The 16,901-nt window shown below is 72.2% G+C and carries 14 protein-coding genes; 13 read left to right on the top strand and 1 reads right to left on the bottom strand.

Annotated features, from left to right (window positions below):
- The first annotated feature begins 141 nt into the window (after window positions 1-141).
- The 4 genes from FRAAL_RS25210 (at window position 142) to FRAAL_RS25195 (ending at window position 4,698) form a co-directional block, all read left to right on the top strand.
- The gene (locus FRAAL_RS25210; protein WP_041940994.1) at window positions 142-498 is read left to right on the top strand and encodes a YraN family protein; all 357 of its coding nucleotides are present in this window, start codon (window positions 142-144) and stop codon (window positions 496-498) included.
- Complete coding sequence (locus FRAAL_RS25205; protein WP_011606856.1) at window positions 498-2,036, top strand: YifB family Mg chelatase-like AAA ATPase; 1,539 nt, start codon at window positions 498-500, stop codon at window positions 2,034-2,036. The genes FRAAL_RS25210 and FRAAL_RS25205 overlap by 1 nt, the downstream gene beginning before the upstream one ends.
- Complete coding sequence (dprA, locus tag FRAAL_RS25200; protein WP_011606855.1) at window positions 2,024-3,352, top strand: DNA-processing protein DprA; 1,329 nt, start codon at window positions 2,024-2,026, stop codon at window positions 3,350-3,352. Before FRAAL_RS25205 ends, dprA begins: the two co-directional genes overlap by 13 nt.
- A gap of 239 nt (window positions 3,353-3,591) precedes the next feature.
- Window positions 3,592-4,698 (top strand): tyrosine-type recombinase/integrase, encoded by a 1,107-nt coding sequence (locus tag FRAAL_RS25195; protein ID WP_050997249.1) that lies wholly within the window; start codon window positions 3,592-3,594, stop codon window positions 4,696-4,698.
- A 21-nt stretch (window positions 4,699-4,719) separates the two neighbouring features.
- Here FRAAL_RS25195 and FRAAL_RS25190 read toward each other — a convergent pair whose 3' ends face one another.
- Entirely contained in the window at window positions 4,720-5,745 is a 1,026-nt protein-coding gene (locus tag FRAAL_RS25190) for a M23 family metallopeptidase (protein ID WP_011606853.1), read from the bottom strand.
- A gap of 560 nt (window positions 5,746-6,305) precedes the next feature.
- Between FRAAL_RS25190 and rpsB the strand changes: the two genes are divergently transcribed.
- The 9 genes from rpsB to ispG all read left to right on the top strand — a co-directional run bounded on the left by rpsB (window position 6,306) and on the right by ispG (window position 16,894).
- On the top strand, window positions 6,306-7,181 hold the full coding sequence (rpsB, locus tag FRAAL_RS25185) for a 30S ribosomal protein S2 (protein WP_041939759.1): 876 nt from the start codon (window positions 6,306-6,308) through the stop codon (window positions 7,179-7,181).
- A 302-nt stretch (window positions 7,182-7,483) separates the two neighbouring features.
- Window positions 7,484-8,098, top strand: a complete 615-nt coding sequence (locus FRAAL_RS25180) for a translation elongation factor Ts (protein WP_011606851.1) — start codon at window positions 7,484-7,486, stop codon at window positions 8,096-8,098.
- 342 nt (window positions 8,099-8,440) lie between these two features.
- Complete coding sequence (frr, locus tag FRAAL_RS25175) at window positions 8,441-8,998, top strand: ribosome recycling factor (protein WP_011606850.1); 558 nt, start codon at window positions 8,441-8,443, stop codon at window positions 8,996-8,998.
- Window positions 8,999-9,139: 141 nt separating this feature from the next.
- Entirely contained in the window at window positions 9,140-10,057 is a 918-nt protein-coding gene (locus FRAAL_RS25170; RefSeq protein WP_041939758.1) for a phosphatidate cytidylyltransferase, read from the top strand.
- Between the two features lie 184 nt (window positions 10,058-10,241).
- On the top strand, window positions 10,242-11,510 hold the full coding sequence (gene rlmN, locus FRAAL_RS25165; RefSeq protein ID WP_050997448.1) for a dual-specificity RNA methyltransferase RlmN: 1,269 nt from the start codon (window positions 10,242-10,244) through the stop codon (window positions 11,508-11,510).
- A 61-nt stretch (window positions 11,511-11,571) separates the two neighbouring features.
- Window positions 11,572-12,843 carry a CE1 family esterase gene (locus FRAAL_RS25160; RefSeq protein WP_231861344.1) on the top strand — a complete coding sequence of 424 codons (1,272 nt, stop codon included), beginning with the start codon at window positions 11,572-11,574 and terminating at the stop codon, window positions 12,841-12,843.
- Between the two features lie 186 nt (window positions 12,844-13,029).
- The gene (dxr, locus tag FRAAL_RS25155; protein ID WP_011606846.1) at window positions 13,030-14,253 is read left to right on the top strand and encodes a 1-deoxy-D-xylulose-5-phosphate reductoisomerase; all 1,224 of its coding nucleotides are present in this window, start codon (window positions 13,030-13,032) and stop codon (window positions 14,251-14,253) included.
- A 178-nt stretch (window positions 14,254-14,431) separates the two neighbouring features.
- Window positions 14,432-15,616 (top strand): M50 family metallopeptidase, encoded by a 1,185-nt coding sequence (locus tag FRAAL_RS25150; RefSeq protein WP_041940991.1) that lies wholly within the window; start codon window positions 14,432-14,434, stop codon window positions 15,614-15,616.
- A 123-nt stretch (window positions 15,617-15,739) separates the two neighbouring features.
- Window positions 15,740-16,894 (top strand): flavodoxin-dependent (E)-4-hydroxy-3-methylbut-2-enyl-diphosphate synthase, encoded by a 1,155-nt coding sequence (gene ispG / locus FRAAL_RS25145; RefSeq protein ID WP_009742347.1) that lies wholly within the window; start codon window positions 15,740-15,742, stop codon window positions 16,892-16,894.
- Window positions 16,895-16,901 lie beyond the last annotated feature (7 nt).

Raw genomic sequence — 16,901 nt, 5'->3', positions numbered from 1 at the left:
CGGACCCGTCTGTTTGCGCGCTACCTGTGGACAAAGTCCGTCATCCACATCTTGATCAAGACCCCTGGTTGTTTCCGCCCGCAGCGCCGACGCTGAAGCAGGCCGGCGGGCGCACGTCCCCCGGCGGACGGGAGCGTGGCGATGCGCGCGAAGGACGCACTGGGTCGGTTCGGAGAGGAGGTCGCGTCCCGGCATCTGGCGGCAGGGGGCGCGGCGATCCTCGACCGTAACTGGCGCTGCCGGGAAGGCGAGCTCGATCTCGTGCTCCGGGACGGCGCAGATCTGGTGTTCTGCGAGGTCAAGACCCGATCCGGGACGCGCTTTGGGTCCGCCGCGGAAGCGGTGGTCGGTCGGAAGGCGGCTCGGATCCGCCGGTTGGCCGCCCGCTGGCTCGCGGAGCACCCGCACGCGCCCTCTTCCGTGCGTTTCGACGTGGTGTTGGTGTCGCGGCCGCCGGTCGGCCCGGTGCGCGTCGAGCATCTTCGGGGTGCGTTCTGATGGCGCTCGCCCGAGCCCGGGCGGTCGCGGTCCTCGGGGTCGAGGGACATCTGGTCGAGGTTGAGGCGGATCTGGCCGACGGCCTGCCGCGGCTGACTCTTATCGGCCTGCCCGACACTGCCCTGCACGAGTCGCGCGACCGGATCCGCGCCGCGGTGGTCAACTCCGGCCACAAGTGGCCGGACAGGCGGATCACCCTCGGCCTGTTTCCCGCCACCCTGCCGAAGGCGGGCAGCGGCTTCGACCTGGCGATGGCGGTTGCGGTGCTCAGCGCTGCCGCGGTGGTTCCGCCCGAGTCCCTGCTGCGTCGGGTGTTCATCGGCGAGCTGGCGTTGGACGGTCGTGTGCGCGCGGTGAGGGGAGTGCTGCCGGCGGTGCTCAAGGCGGCAGCTGCGGGTGTCGATCGCGTGGTGGTCCCGGCGGCCAATGCGGCCGAGGCGGCGCTGGTGCCCGGCGCCCGTGTCGAACCGGCCATCGATCTGGCCGGCGTGCTGTCGGTCCTGCGTGGGGAAGCTGCGGCGCCGGAGGTGACGGCGCCGCCGCCCACCGCGCCCACCCCGGCCGAAGTGCCGGGCCTGGACCTGGCGGACGTGGCCGGCCAGACCCGGGGTCGGCTTGCCGTCGAGGTCGCTGCGGCGGGCGGGCATCACCTGTTCATGCAGGGGCCGCCCGGCAGCGGGAAGACGATGTTGGCCGATCGGCTGCCCGGCCTGCTGCCCATGCTGGACACCGACGCCTCGCTGGAGGTGACGGCCGTGCACTCGGTGGCCGGCCTGCTACCGTCCAACGCTCCTCTCGTCACCCGCCCGCCTTACCGCAGCCCGCATCACAGCGCGACCCCGGCGGCGTTGATCGGGTCGGGCTCGGCGGTCATCCGCCCGGGGCTGGCCAGCCAGGCCCATCGCGGAATTCTTTTCCTCGACGAAGCCCCCGAGTTCAATCGGCAGAGTCTCGACGCGCTGCGCCAGCCGCTGGAGAGTGGCACGATCGAGGTGGCCAGAGCTCGGGCGACAGCCCGCTTTCCGGCGCGGTTCCAGCTCGTCCTCGCCGCAAATCCGTGCCCCTGCGCGAAGGCCCGGGGGCCGCGAGGGACGGGTTGTGAGTGCCCGAGCCTGGTGCGTCGGCGCTACCTCGCCCGACTCTCCGGCCCGTTGCTGGACCGGATCGACATCCAGGTCGCCCTGAGCGCGCCGAGCCGGGCCGAGCTCAGGGCAGATGTGGGCCGCTCGGCGACCTCGACGCAGGTCGCCACCCGGGTGGCGGGAGCCAGGGAACGTGCCGGCGCCCGGCTGGCGGGTACCCCATGGCGGGTCAACGCGGAGGTGCCCGGTCCGGCGTTGCGTCGGCTCTGGCCGCTACCCACGAAGGTCACCGCGGTGGCCGAGCGGGCTTTCGACGCAGGCCTGCTCACCGCCCGTGGCCTTGACCGTGTCCACCGCCTGGCCTGGACCTTCGCCGACCTCGCCGGGCGACCATCGCCCGGACCGGAACAGTTCGGTGCCGCGCTGGACCTGAGGTTGCCCGGATGGGCGGCATGAGCGCGTCCGGCATGCCCTCCGAGCTGCCCGAGCCCGGGACCGGCCGGCCCGCACCCGGGGCGGCCCCGCTGCGGTCGCCGGCGCGTGGGGCCGATTTCGGAGCTCCGTCGCCCGAGCAGGACGGCGGGGAGCCGACCGATGGCGTCACCCCGCTGCCGGCGGTGCCCGCTGGCACGGTGGAGACGGACGCGGATCGCCTCGGCCGGATCGCTCTGACCCGGGTGTTCGGACCCGAACATCAGCGCGTGGCCGTCGAGGTGGGGCGGCGAGGTGCCGCCCGGGTGTGGGCCGAGGTGCGGTCGGCGCATCCCGGCGTGGATCCCCTCCGCGACCTGGACGCCGCGTCCCGGGTCGGTGCCCGGCTGGTATGCCCGCAGGATCCTGAATGGCCGATCGAGCTCGACGCGCTGGATCGCCTGCGCGACGAGGGCGACGGCTCCGCGATCGGCGCGCCCCTGTGCCTGTGGGTGCGCGGCCCCGGAGACCTGCGTGAACTCGCATCAAGGGCGGTCGCCCTGGTGGGTTGCCGGGCCGCGACGAGCTACGGACTGCATCTCGCCGGCGAGATAGCTTTCGCGATGGCGGAGCAGGGCTGGGCGATCGTGTCGGGGGCGGCGTTCGGGATCGACGCGGCAGCACACCGCGGCGCGCTGGCCGCGGCCGGACCGACCGTCGCCGTCCTCGCCGGCGGCGTCGACGTACCCTATCCGGCCGCCCATGTGGAGTTGCTGGCCGAGATCGGTCGCACGGGAGCCGTCGTCAGCGAGGTCGCGCCTGGGACCCCGCCCTTCCGCCGGCGCTTCCTGACCCGGAATCGGGTGATCGCCGCGTTGTGCCGAGGGACCGTACTGGTCGAGGCGGGCCTGCGTAGCGGGGCCCTCAACACCGTCGCCCACGCCCGTCGCCTCGGCCGCCAGGTGATGGCCGTACCCGGCCCCGTCACCAGCGCGATGAGCGCCGGGTGCCACCGGCTGCTCCGTGACTTCCGGGAGCAGACCGTGCTGGTCACCGGGGCCGAGGACATCAGCGAGGAGATCGCGGCCGTAGGCAGGTTCGCTGAGCGCCCACCGACAGCCGCCGGGCCTCGCGACGAACTGTCAGCGATGGTGCGTGGCCTGCTCGACGCCATGCCTTCCCGCGCGGCGGTCGGCGTGTCGGTGTTGTCCCAGCGGACTGGGCTGCGCCCGGAGGAGGTGCTGGCCATGCTGGGGCCGCTGACCGTGGAGGGGCTGGTCGAGAGCGTCCCTACTGGGTACCGACTGACCTCGCTGGGCCGGGCGCCGTCCAACGCCCGGTCCCGATCTCGCCGAAGCTGAGCGAAGACCCCGTCCGGATGCTGTCCGATCCGGCGGGGTCTCTCTTCGATGATCATTGGCCGGTGCGGTTGAGCCGACGCGGTCGCGCCGGTGCCGCGGAGCCGACGCGCTGCCGACGCTGCCGCCGATGCCGCCGATGCCGCCGAGCCGAATCCGTCGCATGCACGCGACGCCACGCGACACAACGTCCGCTGTCAGCGGGTCTTGACGCGGCGACCAGGTCCGGAGACGGTCATCGCATGGCATCGCACCACGGGCGTGGTCCTGTGCGCGGCCGGGTGGTTCCGGCGGTTTCGGCCCCCGACGGAGCCCGGACGGCGAGCGCGCGCGCTGTTTCGGGGCCGGCGGCGGTCGAGGGCGCCGAAGCGGGCTGGGCCGCGGCGATCGCCGGCTTCCGGCGCCATCTGGTCGCGGAGCTTGACCGGTCGCCGGAGACGGTCCGTGCCTACGTCGCCGATCTGGCGAGTCTGCGGGCGCACGCGGAGCGGGAGGGACGCCCGGAGCTCGCCGACCTGGATCTGACGGTGCTGCGCAGTTGGTTGGCCAGTATGCGCGCGGCCGGTGCCGCTCCGGCGACACGTGCACGGCGGGCCTCGCTCGCCCGGGTGTTCTCGGCCTACGCGGCCCGCCGCGGGTTCCTGACAACCGACGTGGCCGCCAGGCTGGTCGGCGCGCGCGCGGTCCGGCAGGTGCCACAGGTCCTGACCGCCGTCGCTGCGCGTCAGCTCCTGGACGCCGTGTCCGGGCCTGGCCAGGCGCCGGGCGACCAGGCCGCTGCGCAGGTACGGCACCTTACGGGTACACGACCAGGCCGCGATGACGATGCAGCCGTGCGAGAGGCCCTCGGCCTGCGTGACGCGCTGGTGCTCGAACTGCTCTATGGCAGCGGGGTACGGGTGTCCGAGCTGTGCGGCCTGGACCTCGGGGACATCGACGACGAGCGGCGGCTGCTGCGGGTACTGGGCAAGGGCGGCCGGGAGCGCAGTGTTCCGTTCGGAGTGCCCGCTGCCGGTGCGCTGCGGGCGTGGCGGACCTCGGGCCGTCCGCTCCTCGCCGCACCCCAAAGTGGGTCGGCTCTGCTGCTGGGACAGCTCGGGGGCCGGCTCGATCCACGCACGGTGCGGCGGGTCCTGGCGCGTTGTGTGGAGCTGGGGATCGTTCCCCCGGGGCTGACGCCGCACGGACTGCGCCACTCGGCGGCGACGCACATGCTTGAGGGAGGTGCAGATCTGCGCTCTGTCCAGGAATTTCTCGGCCACGCCAGTCTCGCCACCACACAGATCTACACGCATGTGACCCCGGAGCGACTTCGCGCGGCCTTCGAGCAGGCGCACCCGCGCGCGTGACTCGCAGCGGACTGTCGTCGGTCATCCAGGGCGAAGGGGTAGAAGCCGGGGCGGAACCCGCCGGAACGAACGCAACGGGTCGAGGTATTCCACGCCGTGTAGCAGCCCCCAGTGCAGGCACGTCGTCGTGGGGCAACCGGGGTGGCCGTCGGTGATCCAGCCGAGCAGATCACCCGCCTGGACGACGGCGCCAACGCGGACGGTAGGCCGCAGGGGTTCGTAGGTCGTCCGGACCGTTCCATGGTCGACGGTCACCACTCCCCGTCCCGCTACGGGACCCGCAAAGCTCACCGTTCCGGCGGCGGCCGCCAGCACGGCACTGGCCGGCGAGGCCCGCAGATCGACGCCACGATGGCCGGGGCCGAAGGGCGTCGCAGGACGTTGGAAGGCTCGGCTCACCGCCACCGGACCCGGCAGCGGCCACCGCAGAAGCGGAATGCCCGCTGCGGCCGCGGGCGCCGTCGTGGCGGCGAGCCGGTCCGAAGCGCCGGGCGGTGATGCGCGGCGAGGCGCCAGCGCGCCACCGCCCGGCGGACTGGCGACCGGCGGGGACAGGGCCGGTCGCCGAGCGTCCCCGGGCCGGGTCGAGCCCGGCTCGGGGGGTCGGTGGACGGAGAAGGGTTCGTCGGGCCCCGGTGCGGAGGCGGCGTCGCGTCCGGGCAGGGAGGCGCTGGGCGCCGGTGCGGAAGGGACCGTTCGGGCGGAGGGCGCGCCAGGCGACATGATCGGACGCGGGGGCGGGTTGGTGGTCCCCACCTCCTGGACGGGCGCTCGGGGTGTGACGGCGACAGGTCCTTGTGCCACCGCCAGCGCCTGGGCGATCGGGTCGTCCGGGAGCGCCCCGCCCTGCGGACCGGTCCCGAGGCCGGTCTCCGGCTCGCTGCCTGGCAGTGAGCCGTCCGGGTCGGCGGCGCGTGCGGCGACGGTGGCGGGCGGCCCGCTCGCTCGCGGGTTGATCGGGACTCTGCTGGGCCAGCCGACGGCGATCAGCAGCGCGATCGCCGGGATGACGAGCCAGAGCGGATCGAAGCGGGGCAGTCTTGGCATGGCGGTGTCAACCTCCGGGGTCGAGGGAGGCGCGGCGGCCGGGTGGCGTCCGGGGCGACGATCCCGGCCGCCGCTTGGCCGGTCCGCGAGAGCGGCGGATCGGCCGGTTCCACGGTGCGATGTTTTGCGCTGGTTGGGTAGTCCGGGATTTATGGCTGTGGATAACTTGCTCCGGCATTGATTCGAGATGAGACGTCGACCCGCGGATCGGCCTGCTGTGCGGTCGTTGCACTCCGTTCGCCCCGCCGGGCCGAAGATCGGCGAAGGCTGGCGCCGCCGGCGGGCATGCCGCGGCGGCACATGATCTTGACGGCCGGGGTGGGCGGGTTTTCCGCTGGGCCGTGGCGCGGGTCCGGGTATCATGGTCGGCAGGGCCCGCATCGCGGGTTCAGTTCGCACGCCCGCTTCCGAGGGTCCTCACCAGGCCGTCGGAAGGGTCTCCTCGGTCCGTCGCATCGCGACGGCCACGACCACTCCGGGCGTCAGGGGCAGCCGTCGTCAGGCGGCGCCGTCACAACCGAGGCGTCCGGCCGCGGCCGGACGGAGAGGAGCGACGCGCCATGGCCGTCGTCACCATGAAGCAGCTGCTCGAGAGCGGCGTGCACTTCGGGCACCAGACCAAGCGCTGGAACCCGAAGATGAAGCGGTACATCTTCACTGAGCGTAACGGCATCTACATCATCGACCTGCAGCAGACTCTCTCGTACATCGACCGCGCCTACGACTTCGTCAAGGAGACGGTGGCGCACGGTGGCACGGTGCTGTTCATCGGGACGAAGAAGCAGGCCCAGGAGGCCATCGAGGAGCAGGCCGCCCGGGTGGGCATGCCCTACGTGAAGGAGCGCTGGCTCGGCGGCATGCTGACCAACTTCTCCACCGTCTACAAGCGTCTCCAGCGGCTCAAGGAGCTCGAGGAGATCGAGGTGACCGGCGGTACCGAGGTCCGCACGAAGAAGGAGCAGCTCGTGCTGACCCGGGAGAAGGCGAAGCTGGAGCGCACCCTCGGCGGCATCCGGGACATGAGCCGGGTGCCGAGCGCGGTGTGGGTGGTGGATACGAAGAAGGAGCACATCGCGGTCGGCGAGGCGCGCAAGCTGGGCATCCCGGTCGTGGCGATCCTTGACACGAACTGCGACCCCGACGAGGTCGACTACCCGATTCCCGGCAACGACGACGCGATCCGCAGCGCGGCGCTGCTGACCCGCGTGGTGGCCGACGCCGTCGCGGACGGCCTCATGGCGCGGGCCGGTGCTTCCAAGGCCGCCGACGCCAAGCCCGAGCAGTCCGCAGGCGAGGAGCCGCTGGCCGAGTGGGAGCAGGCGCTGCTGCGCGGCGAGGGCACCGCGCCGGCGGCGAGCGAGGAGCAGCCAGCAGAGGAGCCGGCGCCGGCCGCTGCCGAGGCCCAGACCGACGCGGCGGTCGGTACGGCGGTCTGACCTCGGGTCGCTCCGCGCGCCGGGCCTTCGTGGCGCCCGGCGCGCGCCGCCCGGCAGCCGGTATCGGTTGCGGCCACCTCGTGGCGGCTACCCGGGGCGGTCCGGGCAGGCGGCGCAAGATCGCCGACGCGGGGAGCCCGCTGACCTGAGGGCCTGGAGCGCCCGGTCGGCGGGCGCGAGGGCGGAGTACCGGCGGCGGTAGCCGGCCACTGGTGGCCCTCCCGCCGCGCCACGCCTCTGGGACCGCGCCACGCCTCTAGGACAACGACAGCATTCCGACGGACACCGACGAGAAGAGCACCATGGCAGACATCACAGCCGCCGACATTCGCAAGCTCCGGGAGCTCACCGGGGCTGGGATGAGCGACGTCAAGAAGGCGCTGGTCGACAACGACGGCGACGTCGAGAAGGCGAAGTCCTGGCTGCGGGAGAAGGGCAAGGCACAGGTCGCCAAGCGCGCGGCGCGCAGCGCCGCCAACGGCCTGGTCGAGTCCTACCTGCACCGGACGGACCCGCAGTTGCCCCCGACTCTCGGAGTGCTCGTCGAGCTGCGCTGCGAGACGGACTTCGTGGCGAAGACCGACGACTTCAAGCAGCTCGCCCGCGACCTCGCCCAGCACATCGCGGCCGCGGACCCGCTGTACGTCACCGCGGACCAGATTCCCAACGAGGTGCTCGAGGCCGAGCGCAAGATCTATGAGGCTGCTGCCCGCGAGGAGGGCAAGCCCGAGCAGGCGATTACGAAGATCGTCGAGGGCAAGGTCAACGGCTACGTCAAGAGCAGCGTGCTGCTGGACCAGCCGTGGGTGAAGGATGGCAAGGTGACCATCCGAGCCCTGCTCGACCAGGCGGGCGCCTCGCTTGGCGAGAAGATCGAGGTCGGCCGGTTCTCCCGGTTCAACATCCGGCAGGCCTGAGCGCAGGTACACGGGACGGCGGGCGGACAGTGGCCGCCCGCCTGTTTCGCGTTCGCGAGAGACCGCCGCGACGGCGCCCGGTGTCACGTACCGGGACGGCAACACGACGGTTCGACATGTTCGGCGTGGCGCGTCCCCCCGGGCTCCGCGGGGGCGGCTTCGTGCGGGACACTGATTGCCACGGTTGTGCGATCATCGACGGGGCCGGGGCCCTGGCGCGCACGGGCAGCACGTGTCATGTCGCCGGTCGGAAGGCGTCCCTGTCCGGAGGGCGGCCGGCCGGCAGGCTGCTGTTGGAGCCGGACGGATGCCGGCGAGTCAGAGTGGACGGAAGGAAAACCGGTGATCGACGACACACTTCTCGATGCCGAGGAGAAGATGGAGAAGGCCGTCTCGGTCGCCAAGGAGGACTTCGCGAACATCCGTACCGGTCGTATCACGCCCGCGGTCTTCTCCAAGATCGTGGTGGATTACTACGGTGCGCCGACCCCGGTGCAGCAGCTCGCGTCCTTCCACATCCCCGAGCCGCGCATGGTGATCATCACCCCGTACGACAAGTCGTCGCTGGCCTCGATCGAGAAGGCGGTGCGCGACTCCGATCTCGGGGTCAACCCGAGCAACGACGGCACGATCATCCGCATCGTCTTCCCTGAGCTGTCCGAGCAGCGCCGGCGCGACCTGGTCAAGGTTGCCCGCTCCAAGGCGGAGGAGGCCCGGGTCAGCATCCGCAATGTCCGACGTCATGCCAAGGACGGGATCGACCGCATCGTCCGGGACGGCGATGCCGGTGAGGACGAGGGCCGGCGGGCGGAGAAGGACCTCGACGAGGCGACCCACCGTTACGTCGGGCAGGTGGACGAGCTCCTCCGCCTCAAAGAAGCGGACCTGCTGTCGGTCTGACCATCGTCGCCCCCGGAGCCGGTTCGGCCCGCCCACCCCTCGATGCGAGCCAGATGATCGTGGCGGCGCGTGCAGGGCGACGGCGGGGCATGCGTGCCGGTTCTGTCCGCCTCTGTCGAGATAGTCGAGATACAGGCATTCATGACGGCAGTCGACGGCCGCGCCGTGGTTGACGGCGGGCCTTCCGGAAGCGCCGAAGCGACCGGGGCCGCTGCCGGCGGCGCCGGGCCCGCAGAGGTCCCACCGCGCCGTTCCCGCGCCGGCCGCAACCTGCCGGCCGCGATCGCGGTCGGCGTCCTGCTCGGCGCGATCATTCTCGTCCCGCTGTTCACCGTGCGGGCGGCGTTCGTCGGCGTCATCAGCGTCGCCGTCGCCCTGGGCACCTGGGAGGTGATCCGGGCGGTCTGGCTCACCGGAGTGCGGGTACCGCCCGTGCCGCTGGTCGCCGGGGCGCTCGCGATGCCGGCTGTGGCCTACGTCGAGGGGACGACCGGCCTGCTGCTGACGCTGGCCGCCACCGTCGGCGCCGGCGTCGCGGTGCGCGCCGTCGGGCCGGCCGAAGGGCTGGTCCGGGACGTGGGCGGCATCGCCTTCGTCGCCGGATACGTGGGGTTCCCGGCGGGGTTCGCGGCGTTGCTGACCGAACCATCCGACGGCAGCTGGCGGGTCCTCGCCTTCCTGGCCACCGTCGTGGCCAGTGACGTCGGCGGCTACACCGCGGGGGTCCTCTCCGGGGGGCGCCACAAGATGGCCCCGAGCGTGTCTCCCGGCAAGTCGTGGGAGGGGTTCGCGGGCTCCGCGGTGGGCTGCGTGCTGGTGGCGGGGATCCTGCTGGCCTGGCCGCTGGGAGCACACGCGTGGCAGGGGGTCCTGATCGGTCTCGCGACCGCCTGCACGGCGACGATCGGGGACCTGGGCGAGTCGCTGCTCAAGCGGGACATCGGCATCAAGGACATGAGCAACCTGCTGCCCGGGCACGGCGGCGTGATGGACCGGCTGGACTCGTTGCTGTGCACCGCCCCCGTCGCCTGGCTGCTGCTCACCGCCTTCCTCGACTGAGCAGCCGTCCGCCCGCGGGAGTCGACGCGGCGAGACCTGAGTGCCCTCCCGGTACGGGCCGGTGGCAGCGGCCAACATCCGCGGTGGTGGTGGCCTGGTCGGGGGCGCCGGGCGGTGCGCGCGGCCCGCGTGGGCGATCGCCGCATTCGTCTGGGCGGCGGCCTCCTGGCACACTGGAGCCGCGATGACTCCCATGACCGCCGAATCCGACTCCCCGGACGGCCCGGTGTCCGCCGGGACCGGCCGGCCGGTCCGCCTGTCTCTGACCCGGCGTGCCGCGCGACCCGCGCGACACCTGGCAGATCTGTCCAGGGACGAACGCCGCCAGGTCGCGGTCGCGTTGGGCCAGCCCGCCTTCCGCGCCGATCAGGTGTCGCGTCACTACTTCGCCCGGCTGGTCGACGCCGACGAGACCGACGCGATGACCGACCTGCCCGAGAACGCCCGCGGACCGCTCCTCGAGGCGCTGCTCCCGCGGCTGCTCGTGCCCGCCCGAACGCTGAGCTGCGACGACGGCCTGACCCGCAAGACGGCGTGGCGGACCGCGGACGGCGCGCTCCTCGAGTCCGTGATCATGAGATATCCCGATCGGGCGACGGTCTGCGTGTCCAGCCAGGCGGGCTGTGGCATGGGCTGCCCGTTCTGTGCCACCGGTCAGGGGGGGCTGACCCGCAACCTGTCGACGGCGGAGATCGTCGAACAGGTCGTGCACGCCGCTCGTGTGTTGCGCCGCCAGGAGCTGGCCGGCGGCCAGGGGCGCCTGTCCAACGTGGTCTTCATGGGCATGGGTGAGCCGCTGGCCAACTACACCGCGGTGACCGCTGCGCTGCGTCGTCTGATCGCGCCGTCGCCGGAGGGGCTGGGGCTGTCGGCGCGTGGGCTGACGGTCAGCACCGTCGGACTCGTGCCGGCGATGCGCCGGCTGGCGGGCGAGGGCCTGCCGGTGACCCTGGCGGTGTCGCTGCACGCCCCGGACGACGAGCTGCGCGACGAGCTGGTGCCGATCAACACGCGCTGGCCGGTCGCCGAGGTGCTTGCCGCCGCCTGGGAGTATGCCGAGGTCACCGGCCGGCGGGTGAGCATCGAGTACGCGCTGATCGACGGGGTCAACGACGACGTGGCCCGCGCCGACGCGCTCGCGACCCTGCTCGCCGGCCGCCTCGCGCATGTCAATCTCATTCCGCTGAACCCGACGGAAGGTTCGTCCTGGCAGGCCAGTGCGCCCGCCGGCCAGCGCGCGTTCGTCCGACGGCTGCGGGAGCGGGGGATCGCGACCACCGTGCGCGACACCCGTGGTCGGGAGATAGCGGCGGCCTGCGGTCAGCTCGCCGCCGAGCCCGCCGGACGTGCCAGACGCGTCGAGTCGGCGAGGCCCGTCGAGTCCGCGAGACCTGTCGGGGTCGCCGGCGCGGCGAGTGGCTCGCCTGCGCACGGCAGCCGTGTCCTACGGTAGTCCGGCGAGCCGTCGGCGCGGTTCTCTTCGGCATCGTGCGCGGACGGCGAACACGGTCTGGTTGCCGATCACGGCTGCGGTCGGCGTGCTCCTGCTCCTGCTGTGGTACGCCATCTCGCGGGATCCCGGCTCGGACCACGCCTCGGGGCCATCCTCCGCGATCGGTCCCGCCGGCGGGCGTGAGCCGCACGCGGCGGCGGCCTCGGCGTCGCCGACGCCCACCGTCCCCCCGCCGCCGCCCAGCGGGTGCGTCACCGGCAGGACCCTGCCGTCCGGGGTGAGTACCCGCACGCTGCGGGTCGGCGGCACCGACCGCACCTACGTGCTCGCCGTTCCCACCGCGGGCGCGCAGGTTCGGGCGCTGCCACTGATCCTCACCTTCCACGATCTCGGGCAGAGCACCGACGATCTGGAGGCTTACACCGGGCTCGCCGACCAGGCCACCAAGGCCGGCTTCGCGGTCGCGGCGCCGATCGGGGCCCAGGATCGGTGGAACTTTCCGCGTTCCGCCGCTGTCGGCCCCGACGACGTGCTGTTCGCGGGGACGCTGCTCAACGAGCTCACCGGTCGGATGTGCCTCGACGCGAAACGCATCTTCGCCGTGGGGTACGCCGACGGCGCGAACATGGTGCTCACCACGGCCTGTGCGTTGCCGGGCCGGTTCGCGGCGGCGGTCACGGTCGGCTCGAGCGTGCTGCCCGCCTCCTGCGCGGCGCCCACCACGAACCTGCTGGAGATCCACGGGACGGCCGACCAGATCGCGCCGCTCGACGGCGGCGGCGCCCCCCGTCCCGCACCGTTCGCCGGCGTGGTCGCCCAGTCGACGCCCGACCGGCTCGCCCGCTACGCCTCCGCGCTCCGGTGCAGCGGCGCCACCCAGGCCTCCCGGGACACCGCGGCCTGGCAGCGCACCGTGTGGACCGGCTGCCCGAGCGGGCACGACGTCGGGTTGCTGGCCATGCAGGGTGCCGGACACACCTGGCCCGGTGCGCAGGCACGTCCGGCGCTTGGACCGACCTCGGACGCCTTCAGCGCCACCGTCGTGGCACTGACCTATTTCGGCTACACCCCCACGTCCGGGGACGTCGGCGGCGGCGACGCGGGAACGGCGGGCTCGGGCGGGGTGCTCCGCCCGCCCGGACCGCTTGCCCCGAGCGGTCCGCCCGCCGCCTCGGCCACGCCGACCACGCCGGCGCCGCCGTCGTCGACGGCGAACGCATCGCCTTCGGCGAGTACCAGCCCGGGCGCCGGGACGGGCGGGTCGGGGACTCCCGTGCCGGCGGTGTCACCCTCGGCGACCGGGACCCCCTCGTCGGCGGCCTCGGACGGATGAGCCCCCCCGGTTGGGTGCGAGACCGGCGACCCCGCCGGGTCGAGGACGACCTGGCTCCGACGGGGAGAGGATGAGGTCACAAAAGGTAGTGGCCGTCAGACCCATTGCACATCTACGGGTGGCACCTGTCATGAACCGAACAGGGCGGCGCCGAGGCGTCGACGGGCCTGAGACAATGGAGGTGTGGTGGAGGCTTCGAACCTGCGTGAAGTTGTTCTGCTCGGGTCCACGGGCTCGATCGGAACCCAGGCCATAGACGTCGTACGCCGCAATCCACAGCGCTTCCGGGTGGTTGCGCTGATGGGCGGCGGGTCCCGGGTGGACCTGCTGGCAGCCCAGGCACTCGATCTCGGTGTCCAGGCGGTGGGCGTGGCGGCGGCATCGGCGGCCCAGGACCTGCAGCTCGCCTTCTTCGCGGAGGCGACACGGCGGGGCTACCGCCGGGGCGAGTTCGCCGTGCCGAAGATCCTGGCCGGGCCCGATGCGGCGAGCGAGATCGCCGAGTGGCCCTGTGACATTGTTCTCAACGGCATCACCGGGTCGGTCGGACTCGCGCCGACGCTCGCCGCGCTGGCCGCCGGCCGGACGGTGGCGCTGGCGAACAAGGAGTCGCTGGTCGCGGGGGGTCCCCTGGTCCTGGACGCGCTCGGCGGCGACCCGGACCGGCTCGTTCCGGTGGACTCCGAGCACTCGGCGTTGGCGCAGTGCCTGCGCGGCGGCCGTCGGGACGAGGTACGCAAGCTGGTCCTCACGGCCAGCGGCGGCCCGTTCCGCGGGCGCCGCCGCGACGAGCTCGCCGCCGTCACCCCGCAGCAGGCGCTGGCCCATCCCACCTGGGACATGGGCCCCGTGGTCACGATCAACTCGGCCACCCTGATGAACAAGGGGCTGGAGCTGATCGAGGCGCACCTGTTCTTCGGGGTGCCCTACGACGACATCGACGTCGTCGTGCACCCCCAGTCGCTGGTGCACTCGATGGTCGAGTTCACCGACGGGTCCACCCTGGCCCAGGTCTCGCCACCCGACATGCGCCTGCCCATCGCGCTGGCCCTGGGCTGGCCGGAACGGGTGGCCGAGGCGCAGCCGCCGATGGACTGGACCCGGTCCCAGGCGCTCACGTTCGAACCACTCGACGAGGTGGCCTTCCCGGCCGTGGAGCTCGCGCGCACGGCCGGTCGCCGGGGTGGCACCGCTCCCGCGGTGTTCAATGCGGCCAACGAGGAGGCGGTGGCCGCCTTCCTGGCCGGACGCCTGCCCTTCGTCCGTATCGTCGATCTGGTGGCCGAGGTCATCGCCGAACACGAGGTCGTCGATCACCCTTCGCTCGACGAGGTGTTCGCCACCGAGCGGGCCGCACGCGACGCGGCGCAGCGGTTGATCCGGCGCGAGAGCGAACGGGAATCGGCGTGAAGCACGCTCGGTCCGCAGTGAGCGGTGGGTCCCTGGCGGGCGGTGAATCCCACCCTGCCGGCTTCCGATCCGGGATCGGCGTGATCCGCTCGGGCCGGGCCGGGCGCGGTGGTTCGCGGGGTGCCAGGGCCCGTGCGGGCACCCCCGACCGGTGTCCCGTCGGTCGGAGGCCGGCCTGATGGCGATTCTCGGCATCGTGGCGTTCGCCGCGGCGCTCCTCGTGTCCGTGGTGCTGCACGAAGGCGGTCACTTCGTCACCGCCCGGCACTACGGCCTGAAGGCGTCGAAGTTCTTCGTGGGCTTCGGACCGACGATCTGGTCCCGCCAGCGCGGCGAGACCGAGTACGGCATCAAGGCGATCCCCGCCGGCGGCTTCGTCAAGATCGAGGGGATGACGCCGCTGGAGGAGATCGATCCGGAAGACGAGCCGCGGGCGTTCCACAACGCCCGGGCCCGGGCCCGCCTGGTGGTCATGTCCGCCGGCTCCTTCGTGCACTTCGTCATCGCCATCGTCCTGATCTACGCGGTTCTGGTCACGCTCGGCACCAAACAGGTCAGCGAATCGAAGATCGGTTCGACGAGCTGCGTGGCGACGACCGCAAAGTGTTCCGGCCCCGGCCCCGCCGCCGCCGCGGGAATGCGGCCCGACGACCGGATCGTCAGTTTCGACGGCGTCGCGGTGCACACCTGGAAGGACTTCACCCGCCGGGTGCGCGAACACGGCGCCGGGCCCGCCTCGCTCGTGGTGGAGCGCGACGGCCGGCAGCTGACCCTCGCCCCGGACCTCGTCGAGGTCCGCCGCAACCGTGTCACCGGTGAGTCGGGCGACGACCGGGTCGGTGCCCTGGGCGTCCGGCCCGGCCTCGACACGGTCCACTACAACCCGATCGAGGCCGTTCCGCAGACCTTCAAGGTGATCGGCTCCGGCTTCACCGGCATGTACAACACGCTGACCCACCGGATCGGCGACGTCGGTAAGATCTTCAGCAACGATCGCGATCCCCAGGGCTTCATCAGCGTCGTGGGGGCGGCGCGCATCGGCGGTGACGTCGTCTCGGCGCCCGACAGCTCGGTGCTCGACCGAATCGGCCAGTTCCTCATCCTCGTCGCCGCGATCAATCTCGCGGTCGGCATCTTCAACCTGCTGCCCCTGCTCCCGTTGGATGGTGGCCACATCGCCGTGCTGGGCTTCGAACAGGCCAGACATGGTCTGCGCAGGCTTCGGGGCTACCGTGGACCGGTACAGAAGGTGGATTTCGCCAAGCTATTACCGGCCACGTACGCCACGGTTGTCGTCCTGCTCGGGTTCAGCCTGCTCCTCCTGTCCGCCGACATCTTCAATCCGATCCGCCTGAACCAGTGATTCCGCACGGTTGCGCGAGACCGTGCGCCCTACTGCCCTGCGTCCCGCAGCCGACAGGCCGAATCAGTCGCACGTCGATCCTTTTTTTCGATTCGCCAGTTCCGATTCGCCAGTGAGGACAACGTGACCGTTACTCTGGGCATGCCAGCCGCTCCGGCCCGACCGCTCGGTACTCGGCGGCACAGCCGGCAGATCAACGTGGGCAACGTCCCGGTCGGGGGTGACGCTCCGGTCTCCGTGCAGTCGATGTGCACCACGTTGACCTCGGACGTCAACGCGACACTGCAGCAGATTGCCCAGCTCACCGCCTCCGGATGCCAGATCGTCCGGGTGGCCGTCCCCAGCCAGGACGATGCCGACGCGCTGGCGGCCATCGCCCGCAAGTCGCCGATCCCTGTGATCGCGGACATCCACTTCCAGCCCAAGTACGTCTTCGCCGCGATCGACGCCGGCTGCGCGGCGGTCCGCGTCAACCCCGGCAACATCAAGGCGTTCGACGACAAGGTCGGCGAGATCGCCCGCGCGGCGAAGGGCGCCGGCATCCCGATCCGGATCGGGGTGAACGCCGGTTCCCTCGACAAGCGGCTGCTCGCCAAGTACGGCAAGGCCACGCCGGAGGCGCTCACCGAGTCGGCGCTGTGGGAGTGCTCGCTGTTCGAGGAGCACGACTTCCGCGACATCAAGATCTCGGTCAAGCACCACGACCCGGTCGTCATGATCCAGGCCTACCGCCTGCTCGCCCAGTCCTGCGACTACCCCCTGCACCTCGGCGTGACCGAGGCGGGCCCCGCCTTCCAGGGCACCGTGAAGTCCTCGGTCGCCTTCGGCGCGCTGCTCGCCGAGGGCATCGGCGACACCATCCGGGTCTCGCTGTCCGCGCCGCCGGTCGAGGAGGTCAAGGTCGGCACCGCGATCCTGGAGTCCCTCGGACTCCGGCAGCGTAAGCTCGAGATCGTGTCCTGCCCGTCCTGCGGTCGGGCCCAGGTCGATGTCTACACCCTCGCCAACCAGGTCAGCGCCGGTCTCGAAGGCATGGAGGTCCCGTTGCGCGTCGCCGTCATGGGCTGCGTGGTGAACGGGCCGGGCGAGGCGCGGGAGGCCGACCTCGGCGTCGCGTCCGGTAACGGCAAGGGCCAGATCTTCGTCAAGGGCGAGGTCGTCAAGACCGTGCCCGAGGCGCAGATCGTGGAGACCCTCATCGAGGAAGCCATGCGGCTGGCCGAGGAGATGACGGCGGACGGTACCCCGTCCGGCGAGCCTTCGGTCACCGTCAGCTAGGCGGCGC

The organism is Frankia alni ACN14a (assembly GCF_000058485.1).
Lineage (GTDB): Bacteria > Actinomycetota > Actinomycetes > Frankiales > Frankiaceae > Frankia > Frankia alni.
The sequence above is the reverse complement of the archived record's forward strand: the minus strand, read 5'-3'. Positions and strand labels throughout refer to the sequence as shown.